This is a genomic window from Vibrio sp. 1-Bac 57 (genome assembly GCF_037546855.1).
Taxonomy (GTDB): Bacteria; Pseudomonadota; Gammaproteobacteria; order Enterobacterales; family Psychromonadaceae; genus Psychromonas.
Genome location: NZ_JALAAC010000001.1, coordinates 270,730 through 290,253 on the forward strand (window position 1 = coordinate 270,730; position 19,524 = coordinate 290,253).

At 37.1% G+C, this 19,524-nt stretch carries 20 protein-coding genes and 1 other annotated feature; of the genes, 12 read left to right on the forward strand and 8 right to left on the reverse strand.

Features of this window, described 5'->3' with window-relative positions:
- The first annotated feature begins 45 nt into the window (after positions 1-45).
- The 10 genes from MT391_RS01080 (at position 46) to MT391_RS01125 (ending at position 9,879) form a co-directional block, all read left to right on the forward strand.
- Complete coding sequence (locus tag MT391_RS01080; RefSeq protein WP_499496660.1) at positions 46-621, forward strand: LON peptidase substrate-binding domain-containing protein; 576 nt, start codon at positions 46-48, stop codon at positions 619-621.
- 278 nt (positions 622-899) lie between these two features.
- Positions 900-1,526: a sigma-70 family RNA polymerase sigma factor gene (locus MT391_RS01085; RefSeq protein WP_166372887.1), complete on the forward strand. Its 627-nt coding sequence runs from the start codon at positions 900-902 to the stop codon at positions 1,524-1,526.
- Positions 1,519-2,211, forward strand: a complete 693-nt coding sequence (locus MT391_RS01090; protein ID WP_499496661.1) for a ChrR family anti-sigma-E factor — start codon at positions 1,519-1,521, stop codon at positions 2,209-2,211. The genes MT391_RS01085 and MT391_RS01090 overlap by 8 nt, the downstream gene beginning before the upstream one ends.
- Positions 2,212-2,328: 117 nt before the next feature.
- Positions 2,329-3,288 carry a YbgA family protein gene (locus MT391_RS01095; protein WP_166372889.1) on the forward strand — a complete coding sequence of 320 codons (960 nt, stop codon included), beginning with the start codon at positions 2,329-2,331 and terminating at the stop codon, positions 3,286-3,288.
- A 97-nt stretch (positions 3,289-3,385) separates the two neighbouring features.
- Positions 3,386-4,837: a deoxyribodipyrimidine photo-lyase gene (phrB, locus tag MT391_RS01100; protein WP_499496662.1), complete on the forward strand. Its 1,452-nt coding sequence runs from the start codon at positions 3,386-3,388 to the stop codon at positions 4,835-4,837.
- A 226-nt stretch (positions 4,838-5,063) separates the two neighbouring features.
- Positions 5,064-5,744 (forward strand): nuclear transport factor 2 family protein, encoded by a 681-nt coding sequence (locus MT391_RS01105; protein ID WP_499496663.1) that lies wholly within the window; start codon positions 5,064-5,066, stop codon positions 5,742-5,744.
- Entirely contained in the window at positions 5,744-6,466 is a 723-nt protein-coding gene (locus MT391_RS01110) for an SDR family NAD(P)-dependent oxidoreductase (RefSeq protein WP_499496664.1), read from the forward strand. The genes MT391_RS01105 and MT391_RS01110 overlap by 1 nt, the downstream gene beginning before the upstream one ends.
- The gene (locus tag MT391_RS01115; protein ID WP_499496665.1) at positions 6,466-7,785 is read left to right on the forward strand and encodes an NAD(P)/FAD-dependent oxidoreductase; all 1,320 of its coding nucleotides are present in this window, start codon (positions 6,466-6,468) and stop codon (positions 7,783-7,785) included. Before MT391_RS01110 ends, MT391_RS01115 begins: the two co-directional genes overlap by 1 nt.
- Before the next feature lie 44 nt (positions 7,786-7,829).
- Complete coding sequence (locus MT391_RS01120; RefSeq protein WP_499496666.1) at positions 7,830-8,612, forward strand: DUF1365 domain-containing protein; 783 nt, start codon at positions 7,830-7,832, stop codon at positions 8,610-8,612.
- Positions 8,613-8,640: 28 nt separating this feature from the next.
- Positions 8,641-9,879 carry a class I SAM-dependent methyltransferase gene (locus MT391_RS01125; RefSeq protein WP_499496667.1) on the forward strand — a complete coding sequence of 413 codons (1,239 nt, stop codon included), beginning with the start codon at positions 8,641-8,643 and terminating at the stop codon, positions 9,877-9,879.
- A gap of 159 nt (positions 9,880-10,038) precedes the next feature.
- Here the strand turns inward: MT391_RS01125 and hisA are convergent, their stop codons facing one another.
- From hisA to MT391_RS01160, 7 genes are all read right to left on the reverse strand, one after another.
- Entirely contained in the window at positions 10,039-10,776 is a 738-nt protein-coding gene (gene hisA / locus MT391_RS01130; protein WP_028867935.1) for a 1-(5-phosphoribosyl)-5-[(5-phosphoribosylamino)methylideneamino]imidazole-4-carboxamide isomerase, read from the reverse strand.
- Position 10,777: 1 nt separating this feature from the next.
- On the reverse strand, positions 10,778-11,377 hold the full coding sequence (gene hisH, locus MT391_RS01135) for an imidazole glycerol phosphate synthase subunit HisH (protein WP_499496668.1): 600 nt from the start codon (positions 11,375-11,377) through the stop codon (positions 10,778-10,780).
- On the reverse strand, positions 11,374-12,444 hold the full coding sequence (hisB, locus tag MT391_RS01140) for a bifunctional histidinol-phosphatase/imidazoleglycerol-phosphate dehydratase HisB (protein ID WP_499496669.1): 1,071 nt from the start codon (positions 12,442-12,444) through the stop codon (positions 11,374-11,376). The genes hisH and hisB overlap by 4 nt, the downstream gene beginning before the upstream one ends.
- Before the next feature lie 9 nt (positions 12,445-12,453).
- A complete protein-coding gene (gene hisC / locus MT391_RS01145; protein ID WP_499496696.1) occupies positions 12,454-13,515 on the reverse strand; it encodes a histidinol-phosphate transaminase in 1,062 nt (353 codons plus the stop codon).
- A 106-nt stretch (positions 13,516-13,621) separates the two neighbouring features.
- Positions 13,622-14,914: a histidinol dehydrogenase gene (gene hisD / locus MT391_RS01150; RefSeq protein ID WP_499496697.1), complete on the reverse strand. Its 1,293-nt coding sequence runs from the start codon at positions 14,912-14,914 to the stop codon at positions 13,622-13,624.
- 13 nt (positions 14,915-14,927) lie between these two features.
- On the reverse strand, positions 14,928-15,824 hold the full coding sequence (hisG, locus tag MT391_RS01155) for an ATP phosphoribosyltransferase (protein ID WP_299667712.1): 897 nt from the start codon (positions 15,822-15,824) through the stop codon (positions 14,928-14,930).
- A 23-nt stretch (positions 15,825-15,847) separates the two neighbouring features.
- Positions 15,848-15,963: a sequence feature (His leader region), on the reverse strand.
- Between the two features lie 139 nt (positions 15,964-16,102).
- Complete coding sequence (locus MT391_RS01160; RefSeq protein WP_166372899.1) at positions 16,103-16,270, reverse strand: DUF2986 domain-containing protein; 168 nt, start codon at positions 16,268-16,270, stop codon at positions 16,103-16,105.
- A gap of 122 nt (positions 16,271-16,392) precedes the next feature.
- Here MT391_RS01160 and MT391_RS01165 point away from each other — a divergent pair, with 122 nt between their 5' ends.
- A complete protein-coding gene (locus MT391_RS01165; protein WP_166372900.1) occupies positions 16,393-16,626 on the forward strand; it encodes a hypothetical protein in 234 nt (77 codons plus the stop codon).
- A 99-nt stretch (positions 16,627-16,725) separates the two neighbouring features.
- Here MT391_RS01165 and MT391_RS01170 read toward each other — a convergent pair whose 3' ends face one another.
- On the reverse strand, positions 16,726-17,112 hold the full coding sequence (locus MT391_RS01170) for a nitrous oxide-stimulated promoter family protein (RefSeq protein WP_499496670.1): 387 nt from the start codon (positions 17,110-17,112) through the stop codon (positions 16,726-16,728).
- Positions 17,113-17,291: 179 nt separating this feature from the next.
- Between MT391_RS01170 and yoaA the strand changes: the two genes are divergently transcribed.
- A complete protein-coding gene (gene yoaA / locus MT391_RS01175) occupies positions 17,292-19,214 on the forward strand; it encodes a DNA repair helicase YoaA (RefSeq protein ID WP_499439551.1) in 1,923 nt (640 codons plus the stop codon).
- Positions 19,215-19,524 lie beyond the last annotated feature (310 nt).

Sequence of the window (19,524 nt, forward strand, 5' to 3'; positions counted from 1 at the left end):
ACTAATCAGAAGAGATAAATACAAAGGTATTAAATAGGATAATAAATGCACAATAAAACAGTTAATTTACCCCTTTTTCCACTGAGCATCTTTTTGCTACCAGGTGGCATAACTCGCTTAAGGATCTTTGAAGCGCGTTATTTAAAAATGGTGAGCTTAGCAACAAGTAATGGCGGCTTTATTATTTGTCCTGATATAGACAATAAGTCAGAGCAGTTGGCTATTTGGGGAAGCTGGGTTGAGATTATTAATTTTGATCAAGGTGATGATGGTGTACTAGAAATAGATGTAAAATGCAAAACGTTAGTACAAGTAAATCAGGTTGAACAAAATAAGGAGCAACTTCACTTTGCAACCGCTGTTCCTATCAAACACTGGGCGGAAAATGAATCATCTGTAGCAATTCCTCTGTTAATGGATTCATTACAGTCGTTAGTAGAGAGTAATGATTTATTGAAAGACTTATATGATCATAACTTGCAACTAAACCCTTATTGGGTTGTAGCAAGGTGGATTGAATTGTTACCTATCCCATTTGATATTAAAAACTCGTTCATTTACGAATCCACATATTCTGAAGCAGAAAAACTGGTTAGTTCGATCATTGTTGAAAAATTATGAGTGCTTAAGAAGCGGTGAATAACTACCTTGTGAATGGCTACTATCTTGGATTAAAATTAAATGCTATAACTGAAGTATCGGCATGTGTTTATTTTATATCCAGTTACCGAATCAATTATCACATAACCTCCGCAAAACTATTCCTGTGACTTATATTACGAATGTAATGCTCTAATAAATATAATTATTTCAATTAATGTAATTATTTTAGTAAGAAGGTGATCCATTTTTAATTTACCTGCGTATTACTATGCAGAGTCCAAAATTGAGAATTAATTATGGTAGCTGTACAAACTAAATTGCCAACACAAGTCAGTCATGTTAGATCTACTAACATGACAGAAAATACAGATCACACTCAACTTTGTGAGTGGTTAAAAGCAGTAGCAGAAAACCGATGCAAAATTTCATTTACACATTTGTTTAAGTTCTTTGCACCTAAAATTCAGCGTATTGCGCGTAGTAAATTCCCTAATGAAGCACAAGCACATGAAGTAGTACAAGATACTATGAGCAATGTTTGGCGTAAGGCTCACTTGTTTGATTCAAACAAAGGTGCTGCAACGACATGGGTTTATACCGTTATGCGTAATGTTACTTTTGACCTACTACGAAAAATAAAAAATAACCGTGAAGATAATTTAAGTGATGATATTTGGCCAATAGCTGAAAATGCTGTCGCTGAAGATCATAGCTACGAAGATCATCTTGAAAATAAACAATTGTTACGAGTCATTGAAGCATTACCAGTACCACAGCAAGAAGTTGTAAAAGGCTTTTATTTAATGGAAATGTCACAAGAACAACTCGCTACCCATCTTAATTTACCATTAGGCACGATTAAATCTAGGTTACGTTTAGCGTTAGTCAAAATGAAAGTGCAATTAGGAGAAGAGCATGATTAAACATCATCCTAAATTCGAATTAATTCAGGCTTATGTTAATGGTGAGTTGCCAGCTTCATTATCAATAGGTATCACACTGCACGCTGAACTATGTCCTGTGTGCCAACAAAAAATAGCACAACTCACCGAGCAAGTAGCTGAGCGTAGTTTTGAGGAATTAAGTAATCCTCTTTTGAATGAGTTGAACAAACTTGATTTTGAGAGTGATAATACTGAAGATGATTTTTTTGACTCAATGATCAATGATATTACTGACTCAAATGACATTGACACATTAGTAGAAGTAGCGCCTAAGGAGGTTATCTTTAAAGATAAGTCTTATACGCTGCCAAGTGCACTGAATAATGTTTCCATGGGAAAAGCTGCGAATGTTGGCAAGCTTTCAAGAGCACGTCTGCAATTAGATGAAAATGAGATTCATTCAAATTTATTGCACATTAATCCAGGTGGCGGTGTACCAGAACATACACATAAAGGTTTTGAATTAACGGTTTTGTTAGACGGATCCTTTAGTGATGACCGAGGTGAATATCATAAAGGCGACTTTATTATGTTAGACGGTACATTTACACATAATCCAATCTCTGAAAAAGGGTGTTTATGTTACACCGTTGCCAATGACGCTTTACATTTTACACAAGGTATTAATAAACTACTTAACCCGATTGGAAGTTTTATATATTAAGTGTTTATTACCTTTTTAGGTTAGATTGTTAGTTGCTAATTGCTTGTTTTCAAATAAACTATTACTTAAATACGTAAGTAGTTTAGCAACTCTCGTTATTAGTTCATGGAGTGAATAATGATTTATTCAGTTGAAAAAGAAGATATTAAAATTGGCATTAGTGCCTGTCTAATTGGCCAAAAAGTTCGCTTTGATGCGAGCAACAAACCATCTCGTTTTTGTATTGATGAACTTGGGGAGCACGTTCAATACGAGTCATTTTGCCCTGAAGTTGCTATCGGCTTACCGATCCCACGACCAACTATACGTCAGATTAAAAAAGATGACATGATAACCATTGCAAGACCAGATGGAAGCGGCGATGTAACAGAAGCATTACAGGCTTATGGTAAAAAAGTAGCCGACATGACTAAACACTTGAGTGGTTATGTTTTCTGTGCAAAAAGCCCAACCTGTGGAATGGAGCGCGTTAAAGTATACACACCGGAGGGAAACTCTCTGACATCGGACGGTATTGGTGCTTTTGCAAAAGAGATAATGGAAGCAAACCCACTATTACCTTGTGAAGAAAATGGTCGACTCAATGATATGCATATCAGAGAGAATTTTGTAGCACGTATTTATGCTTACAAACACTGGCAAATGGTCAGTGACTCTGGTTTAACAAAACACAAGTTAACAACGTTTCACAGTCATTATAAATATACCGTCATGAGCCATAATTTAGTTGCTTACAGAAAGTTAGGTCAATTACTTGCAGATGTTGACTTGCCTCTAGCCGAGAAAGCATCACAGTATATTTCTGGACTAATGGATGCGTTAAAAATCCCTGCTACGCGTAAAAACCATGTTAATACGTTGACTCATATTCAAGGATACTTCTCTAAGCATTTAGAGGCTCCACAACGTAAGGAATTATGTGAACAGATAGATGGTTATCGATTAGGTTTGTTACCTTTAATTGCGCCGTTAACATTGATTAATCACTACTTACTGCAATATCCAAAAGATTACTTGAAAGGGCAGTCGTACTTGTCGCCATACCCTGATAGTTTGCGACTAAGGTACGCTTACTAACAATTGTCAACATTACTAAGTGGGTTTAATCAAACGCACTACATTGTCCTTCTCTCGAAGGACAATTTAATCATATTGAATGTTAAAAGGAACTATTTTGTCTTCCTCTTCTTTACAAAGTTCATCCCATAAAGCATCTTCAAAACTACTTTGGTTTCGTAATGACTTAAGAACTAATGATAATCCTGCATTGCAATACTTCATTAACCAATCAGATTCTGACACTACAGCTCAAGCTATTTTCTTTGTTTCAGAGCCGCAATGGTTATCTCATCATTGGTCTGACATAAAAATTGATTTTGTAAAACGTCATGCTCAAGCTTTAGTCAGTGAGCTAGCTCTGTTAAATATAAATTTAACAATTGTTACTGTTGATGATTTTAATGCACAAGTCGATTATCTTAAACATTATTGCTTACAAAATAATATTGCTAACGTGATCGCCAATAGTGAACTTGAAGTTAATGAGCAACAGCGTGATATTTCTTGCGCAGAGCAAGGCATTTCATTAACGCTATTTGAAGCTGATGTTATTGTACCCAAGGGCAAAGTGCTTAATCAGTCTGGTCAAATGTATAAAGTATTTACCCCCTTTAAGCGAGCTTGGTTAGCTCATATTCGAGAATTTGGTTTCAATTATCTTGGTGATGCGACTGCTATTACTAACAGTAAAACGATTCAAAATGAACAGGTAAATGAACAGCAAGAAAGTAAAGAATCTGATTCTATCTCTAACAAATGGCCTTTAATCAATGTGGTAATGAAAAAAGCAATGCCACAGTTTTATAGAGAGAAAATATCACGTTATAAAACTAACCGGGATATTCCTTCAATAAAAGGTACCAGTGGCCTCTCACCTTATTTAGCTGCCGGTGTATTGAGCCCTAACTATGTATTGAACTCATTATTAAACAAATTTCCAGACATCTTAATCTCAAGTGATAGTGAAGAGTTTTGTTGGTTAAATGAAATAATTTGGCGAGAATTTTATCGTCATTTGATGTTTGACCAGCCACGACTCTGTAAGCACCAATGTTTTAATGACAAATATCATCAATCAGTCTGGCCTTATGACCAGGAACTTTTTAACGCCTGGTGTGAAGGTAAAACAGGATACCCGTTAGTAGATGCTGCAATGCGTCAGTTGAACCAAACGGGTTGGATGCATAATCGCTTACGTATGGTTGTTGCTAGCTTTCTTACAAAGCATCTACTACTTGATTGGCGTTTAGGCGAAAAATACTTCATGCAACATCTCATTGATGGAGATTTAGCTTCGAATAATGGTGGTTGGCAATGGGCATCGAGTACTGGCTGTGATGCACAACCTTATTTTAGAATTTTCAATCCCATTACACAGAGTGAAAGGTTTGATCCTAAAGGAACTTTCATACGTAAGTACTTACCGGAGCTAAGCAAAATACCTGATAAGCAAATTCATTTTCCACATAAATATATTAAGCAAAATCACTTATCTATTTATTGGCCTGCGATTGTTGATCATAAAGAAGCCAGATTAAATGCTTTAGCTTTCTATAAATCACACTAAATCATTATGCTAGAAGTTGTAATTTAATAAATACTCGAATATTGATACGTAACATTTGTACGTAATCCTGATATGTAACATAGCTATCAATATGTAAGATAAATACTTGTTAATGTCGTGATTGCTGTGATGCAATATTCGACATTGTAAGTTGGTAGATTACAGTAGGTTTTAATCACAGGTATATAGTTGATTTAGTTTATTCACTTACAACACTATGACTTCCATGAGTGTTATTTTGATGACGGTAAATATGATGAGCGATAAACCATTAAGCGATCAAAAATTTAAGGAGCAAGTATTAGCTTCCGAGCCACAGCAATGTGATCCTGCCACCGAAGACGAACAAAATTCAGGTACGATTCAACAACAAAATGTATTTGAAAAGGAAGACTTAGCAGTTGCAAAAGACTCCAAGTCAGATCGTTCTCAAGCAATCGAATCAATAGACAATCCTACACATCTTCCTTATTTTGACCCTCATCCTGATTGGTTAAATACATTCATGGAAGTATATCAAAACCTATCAGCCAATAACTTGATGCTATTAGAATCGATTTATGATCAACAGATTACTTTTATCGATCCTATTCATGAAATAAATGGTTTAGAAAATTTACATCAGTACTTTGAAAATCTGTATCAAAACCTAAGCTGTTGTGACTTCAAGATAAGTAATGTGATTGCACAGCCCAATCAAGCATCGATATATTGGGAAATGACTTATCAGCATCCTAAATTAAATAAAGGCAAAGTAGTTAGTGTGTTTGGCACCTCGCACCTATGTGCTAAAAAAGGCAAAGTTATTTATCATCGTGACTATTTAGACCTTGGTGCAATGCTGTACGAACAACTTCCTTTATTTGGTCGAATAGTAAGCTGGATAAAAAATAAGGCGGCTAAATAATGGCGAATAAAAGGATACTTATTACTGGTGCCACTTCAGGTATTGGGCATTCACTTTTTGAACAATACAGTGAACTTGGAGAACAAGTTATTGCTTGTGGTAGGAACCAATTACAGCTACAGAAAATGCAAAAACTAGCTTATAAAACCTGTGCATTCGATATTACTATTAAATCAGAAATTGCTGCTTATGCTGAATCTATTGAGTCCTTAGATATATTAATTTTGAATGCAGGAAATTGTCGTTATATCGACAATGCTAAACAGTTTGATGGAGAACTCTTTGCTGATGTTGTGACTACCAATTTAATCTCATTGGGTTGGTTGCTAGAGTATTTCTTGCCTAAGGTGAAACCAGGCGGACAAGTTGTATTTATCAGCTCAAGCGCAACTATAGTGCCTTTCCCAAGAAGTGAAGCCTATGGAGCATCAAAAGCTGGTATTGATTATTTAGCTAAGAGCTTACGCCTAGATTTAGCCAAAGAAGAGATTGACGTGACTTTGGTACACCCTGGTTTTATTAAGACCCCTTTAACGGATAAAAATGACTTTACGATGCCTTTTTTATTAACCAGTGAAGTGGCAGCAACAAAAATAATCAACGCCGTTAATCAGCGTAAAAAATATGCTCATTTCCCGAAACGTCTTACGTTATTACTTAAATTCTTCAGTTTCCTTCCTGCTTCTATCTGGCAAAAAATTATCTTAAGAGACCAAAAATAATGAAAAATATTGCAATTATCGGTTCCGGTATTTCTGGACTCACTAGTGCTTACTTATTATCGAAAAAGCACAATATCACTGTGTTTGAGAAAAATGATTATATTGGCGGACACACTGCCACAGTAGATATTGAAAAAGATGGTAGACCCTATGTTATCGATACAGGTTTTATTGTCTTCAATGATAAAACTTATCCGAATTACCTCGCTTTATTGGATGAAATAGGGATTGGTAAGCAAGCGACTGAAATGAGTTTTTCAGTACATAATTGTGAAACTGGCTTGGAGTATAACGGTCACAATTTAAATTCTTTATTTGCACAAAGAAGCAATTTATTTCGACCTTCATTCTGGAAGTTGGTAAAAGAGATCCTGCGCTTCAATAAATTGTGTAAGTCTATTTTTGAACAGGATATTTACCTACCAGGGTTAACACTTGGTCAGTTCCTGAATGATAATAAATTTAGTGCCTTTTTTGCTGAGCATTATATTTTACCAATGGGTGCGGCTATTTGGTCTAGTTCATTATCACAAATGGAAGAATTCGAATTTCGTTTCTTTGTGCAATTTTTCCACCACCATGGCCTGCTTAATATCGCCGACAGACCACAGTGGTATGTTGTACCTAATGGTTCTCGTAGTTATTTAGGACCACTTTGTGAACCGTTCAAAGAGCGTATTCATTTAAACGCTAATATTACCGGTATTACCCGACGAGACGATCAAGTTCATTTGCATTTTAGCAATGCTGTTAACAATGACGAGAATAATACCGTTAGCGATAATTATATCAACACGCAAACCTTTGATGAAGTAGTCCTAGCCTGCCATTCGGATCAAGCGTTAGCCTTATTGGCCGATGCAACGGAAGATGAAGACACCTTGCTTTCTTCAATGCCATACAGTGAAAATTCAGTGATACTGCATACCGACGTTAGTTTACTGCCCGATAGAACCGCAGCATGGGCAAGTTGGAATTATCAATTAAGTCAAGATAGAGAGAAAGCGTCGAGTGTAACTTATAACATGAATATTTTGCAGGGATTAGAAAGCGAGCATACTTTCTGCGTTACCTTGAACCAAAAACAAGATATCGACCCAAGTAAAGTTATAAGGGAGTTTATTTACCACCATCCCATTTTTTCATCTGAATCGATTCGAGCACAGCAGCAAAGAGATCTTATTTGCGGGATTAATCACACACACTTTGCAGGGGCATATTGGCATAATGGTTTCCATGAAGATGGTGTTCGAAGCGCAGTAGAAGTTGCTAAGCGCTTTGATTGCCACCTAGATGCCTTTGCAGAAAACCGTAATTAATAGCACTCGGTATAAAAGGTTGTTCTACAACAAGGAATAAAAACATGCCTAACTCATCGCCGCTTAGCCAAAGTGCCATCTATGTTGGACAAGTTATTCATAAACGTTTTCAGCCTAGGAAGCATAGCTTTAATTCAACGTTATACATGCTCGCATTAGATGTAGATGAGATTGAAAAGAGGCCACAAAATCAAGGAATTTTTGGGTTTGCTTGGTATCATCCTTTACGATTTGTGGAAAAAGATTATCTCAGAAGTGAACCAGATTCATTATCGTGTCGTATAAAGAATAAAGTAATGCAATTAGAGGGTTACGCAGATATAGAGCGGATCTTGATGGTTGTACAGGTGAGGTGTTTTGGTCTCTACTTTAGCCCAGTTAATTTTTATTTTTGTTATGACAAGCAACAACAATGTACACAGATGCTAGCAGAAGTGAGTAATACGCCTTGGAATGAAAGACACTATTATTTGGTTGATTTATTACAACAAGATGAACCTAAAATCACCGATAAAGTGTTTCAAGTTTCGCCATTTATGGATTTAGATATGAGTTATACATGGCATATCAAAGCACCAAAAATAGACGATGATAAATTACTAATAAAAATTGAAAATAAGCGTTTAAACCAAAACACTGGGGATATAAGTAAGCTATTCGAAGCAAGTCTAGTACTGAGAAAGCAGCCTTTTACCAAACGCAATATGTTAGGTGTGTGGCTCCAATTACCAATAATGACTATTAAGATTGTAACCAGTATTTATTGGCAAGCATTACGATTATTTATTAAAAAAATACCTTTTGTGGGTTATCAAAAAATCAGTTAGCTAGACAGTTTATTTTTAGGAGAATGTAATGGAAGAAATACAAAATATTAGTACACAAAATACGACGGGGTGGTTTGATAAACGTTGTCGTCATTTAGTCCATTCTGTATTTTCAAAGCTTAGCTATGGTCAATTAGAGTTAGTAGAAGCATCGGATAGTCAGTTTTTTCCAGAAAACACTCAGTCAGACAATCATAAGGATATTATAAAAGGTAAAATTCATATCCATGACATGAGTGTTTATAAAGACTTTGTAAAAGGCGGAAGTATCGGTGTCGCTGAGGCGTTCATTGCAGGTAAGTGGAGTAGTCCAAATCTGACCAATGTAATTCGAATATTTGCTAAAGCTCAGCAACAAACCGATAAATTAGAATCAAAAAAATCTTTTTTTAATAAAATTAAAAATGCCATCACCCACTGGCAAAATAGAAATACACAGTCGGGTTCAAAGAAAAACATACTCGCTCACTATGACCTGGGTAATGAATTATATACTCGCTTTCTTGACCCTCAAATGATGTATTCATCAGCGATATATCCATCTCCGACAACCTCTTTAGAATATGCTCAGCTTTACAAGTTAAAAACAATATGTGAACGTTTGTCTTTAACTGAGGATGATCATTTATTAGAAATAGGCACAGGTTGGGGCGGATTAGCCATTTATGCGGCACAAAACTTTGGGTGTAAAGTAACGACTACTACTATATCTGATGCGCAGTATGAATATGCTGAGCAAAGAGTGAAAGAATTAAACTTGGAAGGTAAAATCACTTTATTGAAGAAAGATTATCGCGACTTGACGGGCACTTACGATAAAGTCGTTTCCATTGAAATGATTGAAGCGGTGGGTTATGAGTTCTTACCTAGCTTTTTCGAACAATGTAATGACCGTTTAAAAGAGGGCGGTAAACTATTAATTCAGTCAATAACTATCGCAGATCAACGCTTTGAACATTACAAAAATAATGTCGATTTCATCCAGCGTTATATTTTCCCAGGTGGCTTTTTACCGTCTGTTAATGTGTTATCAGAACAGTTAACTGAAAGTAGCGAAATGGTGATTGAAGGCTTACACGACATTGGGTTGGATTATGCTAAAACACTCGCAGATTGGCGTAGCAGTTTTCTTGATTCTTGGACTGAATTAACGCAATTTGGTTATGATGAACAGTTTAAACGCCTTTGGTTATATTACTTTGCTTACTGTGAAGGTGCATTTTTAGAACGTTCAATCAGCACAGTGCATTTAGTTGCTCGAAAATAAAGCTAGTACTGTATCACTACATGCAATCAAACAAAATTAGAATACTTACTCAATATTATTGTTCTAGTTTAGAAACTAAAATGCCCGAAGATTTAAAAATCTTAGGGCATTTTTTTCAAATATTTTTACTAAAATTTTTACTAAACTTTTTACTAATAATTAAGCGTTTTGCCAGCAGTTAATCGCTTCGGCAACGGTAAACTTACCTTCTAGTAAAGCACGTCCTACAATCATACCTTGAGCACCAGATCGAGCTACATCAGCAATATCATCCAAAGAACCAATACCGCCAGATGCTTGCCAAGAGACGCTAGGGAAAGCAACGACCATCTCTTTGTAAAGGTCGACATTAGAACCTGTTAATGTGCCATCTTTAGAAATATCAGTACATAAAACATGCTTTAAACCTACTTTCAGGTAGATTTCAAGTAGAGATTCAATTGTCTGCCCGCTGTCTTCTTGCCAGCCTGATACAGCAACAATTTTATTACCTTGTGCATCGATATTGATATCAAGCGCTAATACAATATGCTCAGGCCCGTATTTTTCCATCCAACCCGCAACCATTTCAGGTTCTTTAACGGCAGTTGAACCGATAACTACACGATGTGCGCCTGCATCTAATAAACCTTTAACATCTTCTTCTGTACGAACCCCACCACCAATTTGTACTTTAGCAGGCGTATTCTTAATCAAACTTTCAATCACAGTTAATTGACGTTTAGTAATATCTTTAGCGCCATCTAAATCAACAAGGTGTAACCAGTTAGCGCCTTGTTCATTGTAAATAGTGTATAAGCTTTGTGGATCATCGCTGTACACCGTTTTTTGATCGTAATCACCTTGGTATAATCGCACAACTTTACCATCGATAAGATCAAGTGCTGGAATAATCATTTTAAAGCTCCAAAAAGTTTTTGATTAATTGAGCGCCTGCTTTTCCTGAGCGCTCTGGATGAAATTGTACACCGTAAAAATTATCTTTATTCACAGCGGCAGTGAAGGGTGAACCGTATTCACAACTTGCGATGGTGTTTTCGTTAACAGGTAACGCATAACTGTGCACGAAATAAAAGTAAGTGCCTGCAGGAATGTCTTTAAACAAAGGCTCGTCTAATTTAGGCGTGATTTGATTCCAGCCCATGTGAGGAGAACGTAAAGGAGCGACATCCATTTTTTCAACGTAACCATCAACTAAGCCTAATGTATCTATCATCGCTTGATCGCCAAAACCTTCTTCACTACCTTGCGCAAGCATTTGCATACCTAAGCAGATACCTAAAACAGGCTGAGTTAGCTTTTTAATTTCATCAACTAAGTTGCGTTCAATTAAGTTTGCCATCGCTTCTTTTGCAGTACCAACACCGGGCAGAAATAATTTATCAGCCTGTTGTAAAATACCAGGGTCTTTACTGACGGTAACTTCGTAACCTAAACGCTCAATTGCAAATCGTACCGATGATAAGTTAGCGCAACCAGTATCAATAATAACTATCATAAAACACCTTTACTTGATGGCAAGTCAGTACCAATGATCTGTATACTTTGACGCAAAGTACGCCCAAATGTTTTAAATAAACCTTCCACCATGTGGTGCGCATTACCATTTTCAACTTCTAAATGAATGGTTGCACGCATTGCTTGTGCTAGTGAATAGAAAAAGTGCTCAACCATTTCTGTAGACATAGTGCCCACTAATTCACGTGGAAAGTTAGCTTTAAATTTGAGGAAAGGGCGACCAGATAAGTCTAAAGTACAACTTGCTTTGGTTTCATCCATTGGTAATACAAAACCAAAACGGCCAATACCACGTTTGTCACCTAATGCTTTATCTAATGCTTCACCTAGCGCTAATGCAGTATCTTCTACACTGTGGTGGTCATCGATATGCAAGTCACCTTTGACGCTAACATTCATTTGGAATCCTGCGTGCGTAGCAATTTGATCCAACATATGGTCAAAGAATCCCATACCTGTATCTATTTTATTCTCGCCTGTTGTGTCTAAATCAACAAATACATTAATATCTGTTTCTTTGGTAGTACGAGTCACCGATGCAGTGCGGCCTAGGGTCGTTAATTGTTGGACTATTTTTTTCCAACCTAAGGTTTCTTTATTATAAAGAATACCGTTAATCCCCATATTATCAGCAAGACCGATATCAGTATGACGGTCACCAATAACATACGAATGTTTGTGGTCAATGCGACCAGACTGTAAATACTCTTTAACCATACCTAAGAGTGGTTTACGACAGCTGCAATTATCTTCAGGAAAATGAGGGCAAAGTAGGGTTGCTTCAAACTTAACACCCTGTGATGCAAATATTTCCATCATTTTGTTTTGGGGAATATCAAAGTCACTTTGTGGGTAACTATCTGTGCCTAAACCATCCTGGTTAGAAACAATCACCAAGATATAACCAGCATCTTGTAAAGTTAATAAACTCGGAATCACATAGGGTTCAAAAACCAGTTTTTCCAAGCTATCAACCTGTTTATCACTAATAGGTTCATCAATTAAGGTGCCATCGCGATCGATGAATAGAAATTTTTGTGTACTCATTATTGTTCCCTACAGTGAGTTTAAAGTCTTTAATGTTCTGCTCATTTCATCACTGTTACCAATGGTGATACGAACACAATTTTCTAAACGAGGTTTGTTTGCAAAGTCGCGCATGATGATGCCATCGTCAGCAAAAGCTTGAAATACCTTTGCAGAGTCCTTAAAACGTACCAATAAAAAGTTTCCTGTTGTTGGGAATACCTCTGTTACGCAGTCCAGCTTACGAACTGCATTGGCTAATACTTGACGGTTATTATTTAATACAACAACACGGTCTCGCATTATTTCTAAGCCATCACTAGACAATGCTTGAGCTGCAATTTGAGCAACCGGGCCGGGCACTGGGTAAGGTGCTATCACTTTACCCATCATCTCGATCACAGAAGTTTGCGCTAAGGTAAAACCACAACGAATTGATGCTAATGCAAATGCCTTAGAAAGCGTTCTAGTGATCACCAAGTTTTCATGCTCAGCAATCAGGTCGGTTTGGCTTAATTCAGGACAAAACTCAATATAAGCTTCATCTGCGACTATTAATGCTTTACCTGCCGTTGCCGTTAATAAATTAGCAAGTTTTTGTTTATCTAGCATGTTACCAGTTGGATTATTCGGTGCACATAAGAAGACAATTTTAACTTGTCCATTTGATGCGAGTACTGCCGCTTCAACAGCCTCATAGTCAACATCAAAGTTTGTTTGTAATGCAACCTGCTGTATACCAACGCCACAGGTTTCAGCGCTGATCGCATACATACCGTAAGTAGGTGGACAGATCAAAATGCTATCAATTTCAGCTTCACAAAATGTTCTTATTAATACTTCAATACTTTCATCGGCACCACGAGTGGTAAGGATTTGGTTTGAGTTTAGTTTTGCATAAGCTGCGTAGGCATTAATAATTTGTGGCGGTTGAAATTCTGGATAACGATTTAGATTGGATGAATCAAGTTGGTAGGTACTGCAATCGGGTGCTTCGTTAGCATTAAGCCAAACATCACCACGGCCACCAATTCGGCGTGCAGAAAGATAAGGTGTTAATGCTTGCACTGTTTTTCTAGCAAGCTGCTGAATAGTACTCATCGATGATAGTTTCCTAAAATAAAGCCTTTAAATCAAGCCTTTAAATAATACCTTTAAATAATAGCCTGAACCGTAAAGCTTCTGGCTATCAAATGACCTATTGCTGCTGTAGTTTTTCCATACGTATAGTCACCGCACGTTTATGTGCAGTCAAGCCTTCAGCGGCTGCTAAACAAGTTACAGCAGGGGCGAGGTTGCGTAACCCTTCCTGCGTTAACTCTTGTACTGTATAACGCTTCACAAAGTCAGCTAATCCTAAACTTGAATAGGTTTTAGTGTAACCGTAGGTAGGTAATACATGATTAGTACCACTGGCATAATCACCTACTGACTCTGGTGTCCAAGCACCTAAGAAAATAGAACCGGCATTTTTAAGCAAAGGTTGTAATGTTCTTGGTTGCTCGGTTTGTACAATTAAATGTTCTGGTGCATAAAGGTTTGAAATAGTGATAGCTTGCTCAATATCTTTACAGACGATACTAACGCTATTTGCAATTGCTTTTTCAGCAATTTCACGTCGCTCTAATAAAGCAAGCTGCGTTTCTATTTCAAATCCTGTTTGCTCTGCAATTTTTGCACAAGGCGTGACTAAAATAGTTTGTGAATCATGGCCATGTTCAGCTTGTGATAATAAATCTGAAGCAATGAAAGATGGATCTGCATCTTTATCTGCAATTACCAATACTTCAGAAGGGCCTGCGGGCATATCAATGGCTGCGCCTGCAAAGTCATTACTGACTTGACGTTTTGCTTCTGTTACAAACGAATTACCTGGTCCAAAAATCTTATCCACCGGTTTAATAGTTTCAGTTCCGTAGGCTAAAGCTGCAATAGCTTGCGCACCACCTACGGAATAAATTTCATGGACACCACATAGTGATGCCGCGTATAAAATTTCATCTGCAAGCGGCGGTGGAGAGCACAGCACTAATCGTGTGCAACCTGCAATTTGAGCAGGAGCTCCAGTCATAATTACTGTAGAAGGCAATGGTGCACTGCCACCAGGAATATACAAACCAACTGATTCAATTGCCTGGGTATGCATCTCGCATACAACACCTGGCATTGTTTCAACGCGGATCACATCTTGCTGTTGTGCTTTATGAAACTTAACGACTTGTTCATAAGCTACCGTAATCGCATTTTTGATATCACTACCGAGACGCTGGGTCGCGGCTTCAATATCCGTTTGCGTTAATGTGAAATTATCACCACTTAATTTGTCAAAACGTTTAGTGTACTCAAGTAATGCTTGATCACCATGTTGACGAATATTAGAAATAATTTCAGAAACAGTAGAGGTTAAACCTGAAGAATCTGCCATTGCAGGGCGAGCAAGTAATTTAACTTGCTGTTCAGGTGTTAGTTGTTCCCAATTGACCGTTTGCATTGCCATTTTTGGATCACTCCATCATTTTTTCAATAGGTAATACTAGAATTGAGCTTGCACCTAATGCTTTTAATTGCTCCATTGTTTCCCAGAAAAGATTCTCTTTACTGACCACGTGTAATGCAACGTGATCTTCACTACCTGCTAATTCCATCACCGTTGGTAAGTCAGAACCAGGTAATAGATCAGTAATCGCAGCAAGGTTAGCTTTTGGTGCATTTAGCATAATATATTTAGATTCTTTAGCCGTTTGAACACCATCAATACGAGTCAGGATACGGTCCACTAAATCTTGTTTTGCATCTGTCAAAGGTTTATTACGTTGCATTAATACGGCAGTAGAGCGGTAAATCACTTCAACTTCTTTTAAACCATTCGCTTCAAGTGTTGCACCCGTTGAAACTAAATCACAGATTGCATCGGCTAAACCTGCGCGTGGTGCAACTTCAACTGAACCAGTTAGCATACAAGAGGTGTAAGGTACGTTAGCTTCAGCCATGAAACGTTTTAGGATATGTACATAAGTTGTTGCAATGCGAAGGTTTGCTAAAGATTGAACACCTTGATAATCAAAGTCATTGTCAACAGCTAGAGAGAAACGACATTCACCAAAGGCTAATTCTTTCACTACTTTATGCGCAGTCGGTTCGTTAGCAACTTTACGCATCATGCTTTCTTCTTCAAGCACGTTTTGACCAATAAAACCTAAATCAACAACACCATCCATTACTAAGCCTGGGATATCGTCATCGCGCACGCGTAGGATATCAATTGGCATATTGTCACTGTGTGCGATTAAACGTTGGGTATTTAAATTAACTTTAATTCCACAGGCTTTTAATAATTTAACTGTATCGTCACTTAAACGACCTTTTTTTTGTATTGCGATTCTTAAACGTTGCTCTGACATAAACTCATTTCCTTGCATTTAAAACTAAAAAACCCTCGGGAGATTTACTTCCGAGGGTTTAAATTTGGGTAACCACTGGAAGCACATAACATCTCTTCCAAGAAAAATCCTGAAAGATTAGGTAATATGATGGTGATGTGCTTTCAGATTTACTTTCTTCATTGTGATTAAAACTCTGTAATTTAATTGACACTAAGCCTACCAATCTCAATCCAAAATGTGAAACTATTTTTGTACATATCTAAGACCAAATTGGAATAATTATGCAAAAACTTTGATTATTCACCCGTAATAGATTCATTTTCACTATTTTGTGCATCTATTTGTTCTAATTTTGCTCTTTCAGCTTTAGAAATATATTTGCCCTTTGTATTGGGTGCTGCTTTTGCATTAATCTTTTTCATGCGTTTTTTGAGGATACTATTTAGTTTCTTTTTGCGATTCATGTTAAAACCCTTATTAATATGAGTTGTATTGTAAAGAGTCTAGGGATAAATTCAAAGTTCAATTTGATAACAATGACAATCCATTTATCTATCAATGCACACAATCTGAATAGGGAGGGAATATGAGCCAACATCTCATTAATGACTTCATTAACAGAACCTATGTGTTTAAACCTTTCCAAACCAATAAAATGTCCACTGGCAAGGTGGTTAAATATCAAGCATCTAACCGTAATAATAACGCCTCACCTGAAGATATAGAAGAGAGCGTGCATTTTCTAAAACCTATCACAGCCACTAAAAAAACAGATCAAGATGAAAAGCCAGAAACAAAACATATCGACATCACCATTTGATGGTTAAATTTGTATTTAAGGAGTAAGTAAACTTAACTATATCCAGAAATTATATTCAGTGATTATTTTCAGAAACTATATTCAGTGACTATAGCTGAATCATTTGTTGTTTTTACGTTGATGGTAATTAGATAATCCAGTTGGAACGACTTCCGGAAATTTCTTAGTTGATTTGATTAAATGCTTAATAGCTAACACGGGATGTCTAAGCAACATTTTAGGGCCAGCGTAACGCATCACCACTTGTGCTTGTTGCCTAAATTGAGGTTTGTAACAGTGAATAGGGCAGTGCTTGCAAGCAGGTTTGTTATCACCATATACACATCTATCTAATTTTTTTTGTGCATGTTCAATCAGAGCTAAACATTGTTCACAAACACAATGCTGATGGTGTGCTTTGCAATAAATTGTCGTCATCGCTCGAATGGTGTTGAGTTCGACGGCTAAATGACCTGTTAATAAATCTGCCTTTTTTTGCTCTGTCATTATGTCCCCGTGGTCGTTTCCCGTTGTGATGGTATGCTTTAGTGATCGCTGTTGCTTTAGTAATCGTTGCGGATCTTACGAGTAAAGACTGTTTGTGTTTTACTGCGCACTAAAGCATTTTCAGTTTAAGATTAATAACGTAGAATATTATACATTATTCAACGGCAGAGCTTAATAAATTGATTGCTTCATTTTTTTCATCAACAGGCGCACTTGCCAATATTCTTCCTCACTTTATCGGTCGTGACGCACAAGTTAAAATGGCCGAGTCCGTTGACCTAGCAATTAAACAACAAAGTTCTTTAGTAGTCGAAGCAGAAACGGGTACAGGCAAAACCTTTGCTTATTTAGCACCTGCGCTATTGAATTTAGATAAAAGCTTAGGGCAAAAACTAGTTATCTCAACGGGCAGTAAAGCGTTACAAGAACAATTATACTTAAAGGATCTTCCTCTTCTATTACAAGCCACTAGTTTCACTGGACATTGCACCTTATTAAAAGGTCGCGCGAACTATCTTTGTATTGAACGACTTAACCGTTTCATGCTTGAAACTCGTTTCAAACAACCCAATCTGCATAGTGAATTAGTCGCAATTAAAGATTGGTCTATTAGCACGGGGACCGGTGATATTGCAGAAGTTGATGATTTGCCTGAAGATGCAATGATCATTCCTTCAATCACCAGCAGTAATGATAACTGTCTCGGTAAAGAATGCCCAAGTTATGAAGATTGTTTTGTTGTAAAAGCTCGTACTAAAGCAATGGATGCAGATGTTATCGTTATTAATCATCATCTGTTTTTTGCCGATTTAGCAGTTAAAGAGACAGGCTTTGGTCAATTAATTCCAGAAGCAGATTGTTATGTGTTTGATGAAGCCCATCAGCTGCCAGACATCGCCAGTCAATATTTTGGTGAAACCTTATCAAGTAAGCAACTTACAGAACTAGCCAAAGAAATCGATTTTGTCTATCGTACCGAATTAAAAGAAGCAAAACAGATGGCAAAAGCGGCAGAGCAATTACGGGCTGCATCTTTAGATTTCAGGCTAGCCTTTGCAATAGAAAAAGGTTCGGGTAGTTGGCGAGATAAAAGTAAAGATCGCGCTATGCAAATGCATGTTACACGTTTACAACAAGTCATGACCTTTTTAAAACAAGTATTGACCGAGCGTTTGGGTAAAAGTGAAGTATTAGATCACTGTTTTGAAAAAATTAATCAATACAGTTTATTGTTTGAACGTTTAAATAACACCCACGAAAGCGGTTTCAGTTATTGGTATGAATGTACTAAGCAACACTTTTCATTGAATATTACGCCGCTTAGTGTCGCCACTCGTTTTCAAACTGAGTGTCAAAAAAAGCAAGCTAGTTGGATATTCACCTCCGCGACTTTGTCGGTTAAAGGGGAGTTTAAGCATTTTACTCAGCTACTTGGATTAACTGCGGCTAATTGCTTACAATTAAGCAGTCCTTTTGATTATGCAACACAGAGCCTTTTTGTGGTTCCTCGATTAATACCTGAACCAGGCACTCCTGGATTAGCGACCAAATTAGTTGATATGCTATCGCCTGTTATTAATGCCAGTAAAGGACGTTGTTTTTTCCTCTGTACCAGTCATTCGATGATGAATCAGCTCGCACAAGCTTTTCGTGAATCGTTAACTTTACCCGTTCTATTGCAAGGTGAAAAAAGTAAACAAGCCCTGTTAGATGAGTTCATTAATCACGGTAACGCACTATTGGTTGCGACGGGCAGTTTTTGGGAAGGGGTTGATGTACGCGGACAAACGTTATCCTGTGTGATTATCGATAAAATTCCCTTTGCATCGCCTGAAGAACCTTTGTTAAAAGCGCGCATGGAAGATGCAGAGTTAAAAGGCGGAGATCCGTTCTTTGACGTACAATTGCCACAAGCGGTGATCACCTTGAAACAGGGGGTTGGGCGTTTAATTAGAGCGGAACAAGACAAAGGTGTGTTAATTGTTTGTGATACCCGTTTAGTGAGTCGAAAATATGGCAATCTCTTCCTTAATAGTTTACCTTGCATGCCGCGAACTAGGGACCTTAACAAGGCAATCGATTTTCTTACTTTAATTGAATAAATTAATCGAATAAACTAACGCCTTTTTCAATGGCTCGTTTGTAACTAGTATTATCAACATGCTTCAACACATAGTGACCAAAAGAAGCGACAAGTTAACGTTTTTAAGATCGGTTTCTAATGCTTTATATAATTTATAGTAGTTTTTAAAATGTGAGTTCTTAAAACAAAACTTATTAGAACAATCATATTTAAAACGGTACTACTTACAAAGGTACTGCTTAAAAAGGAACTAATTAAAAAGGTACTACTTAAAACAAGATTTTGTGCCTAAGCACATCAAAAATTTAACTTAATGACGGTAAACAACA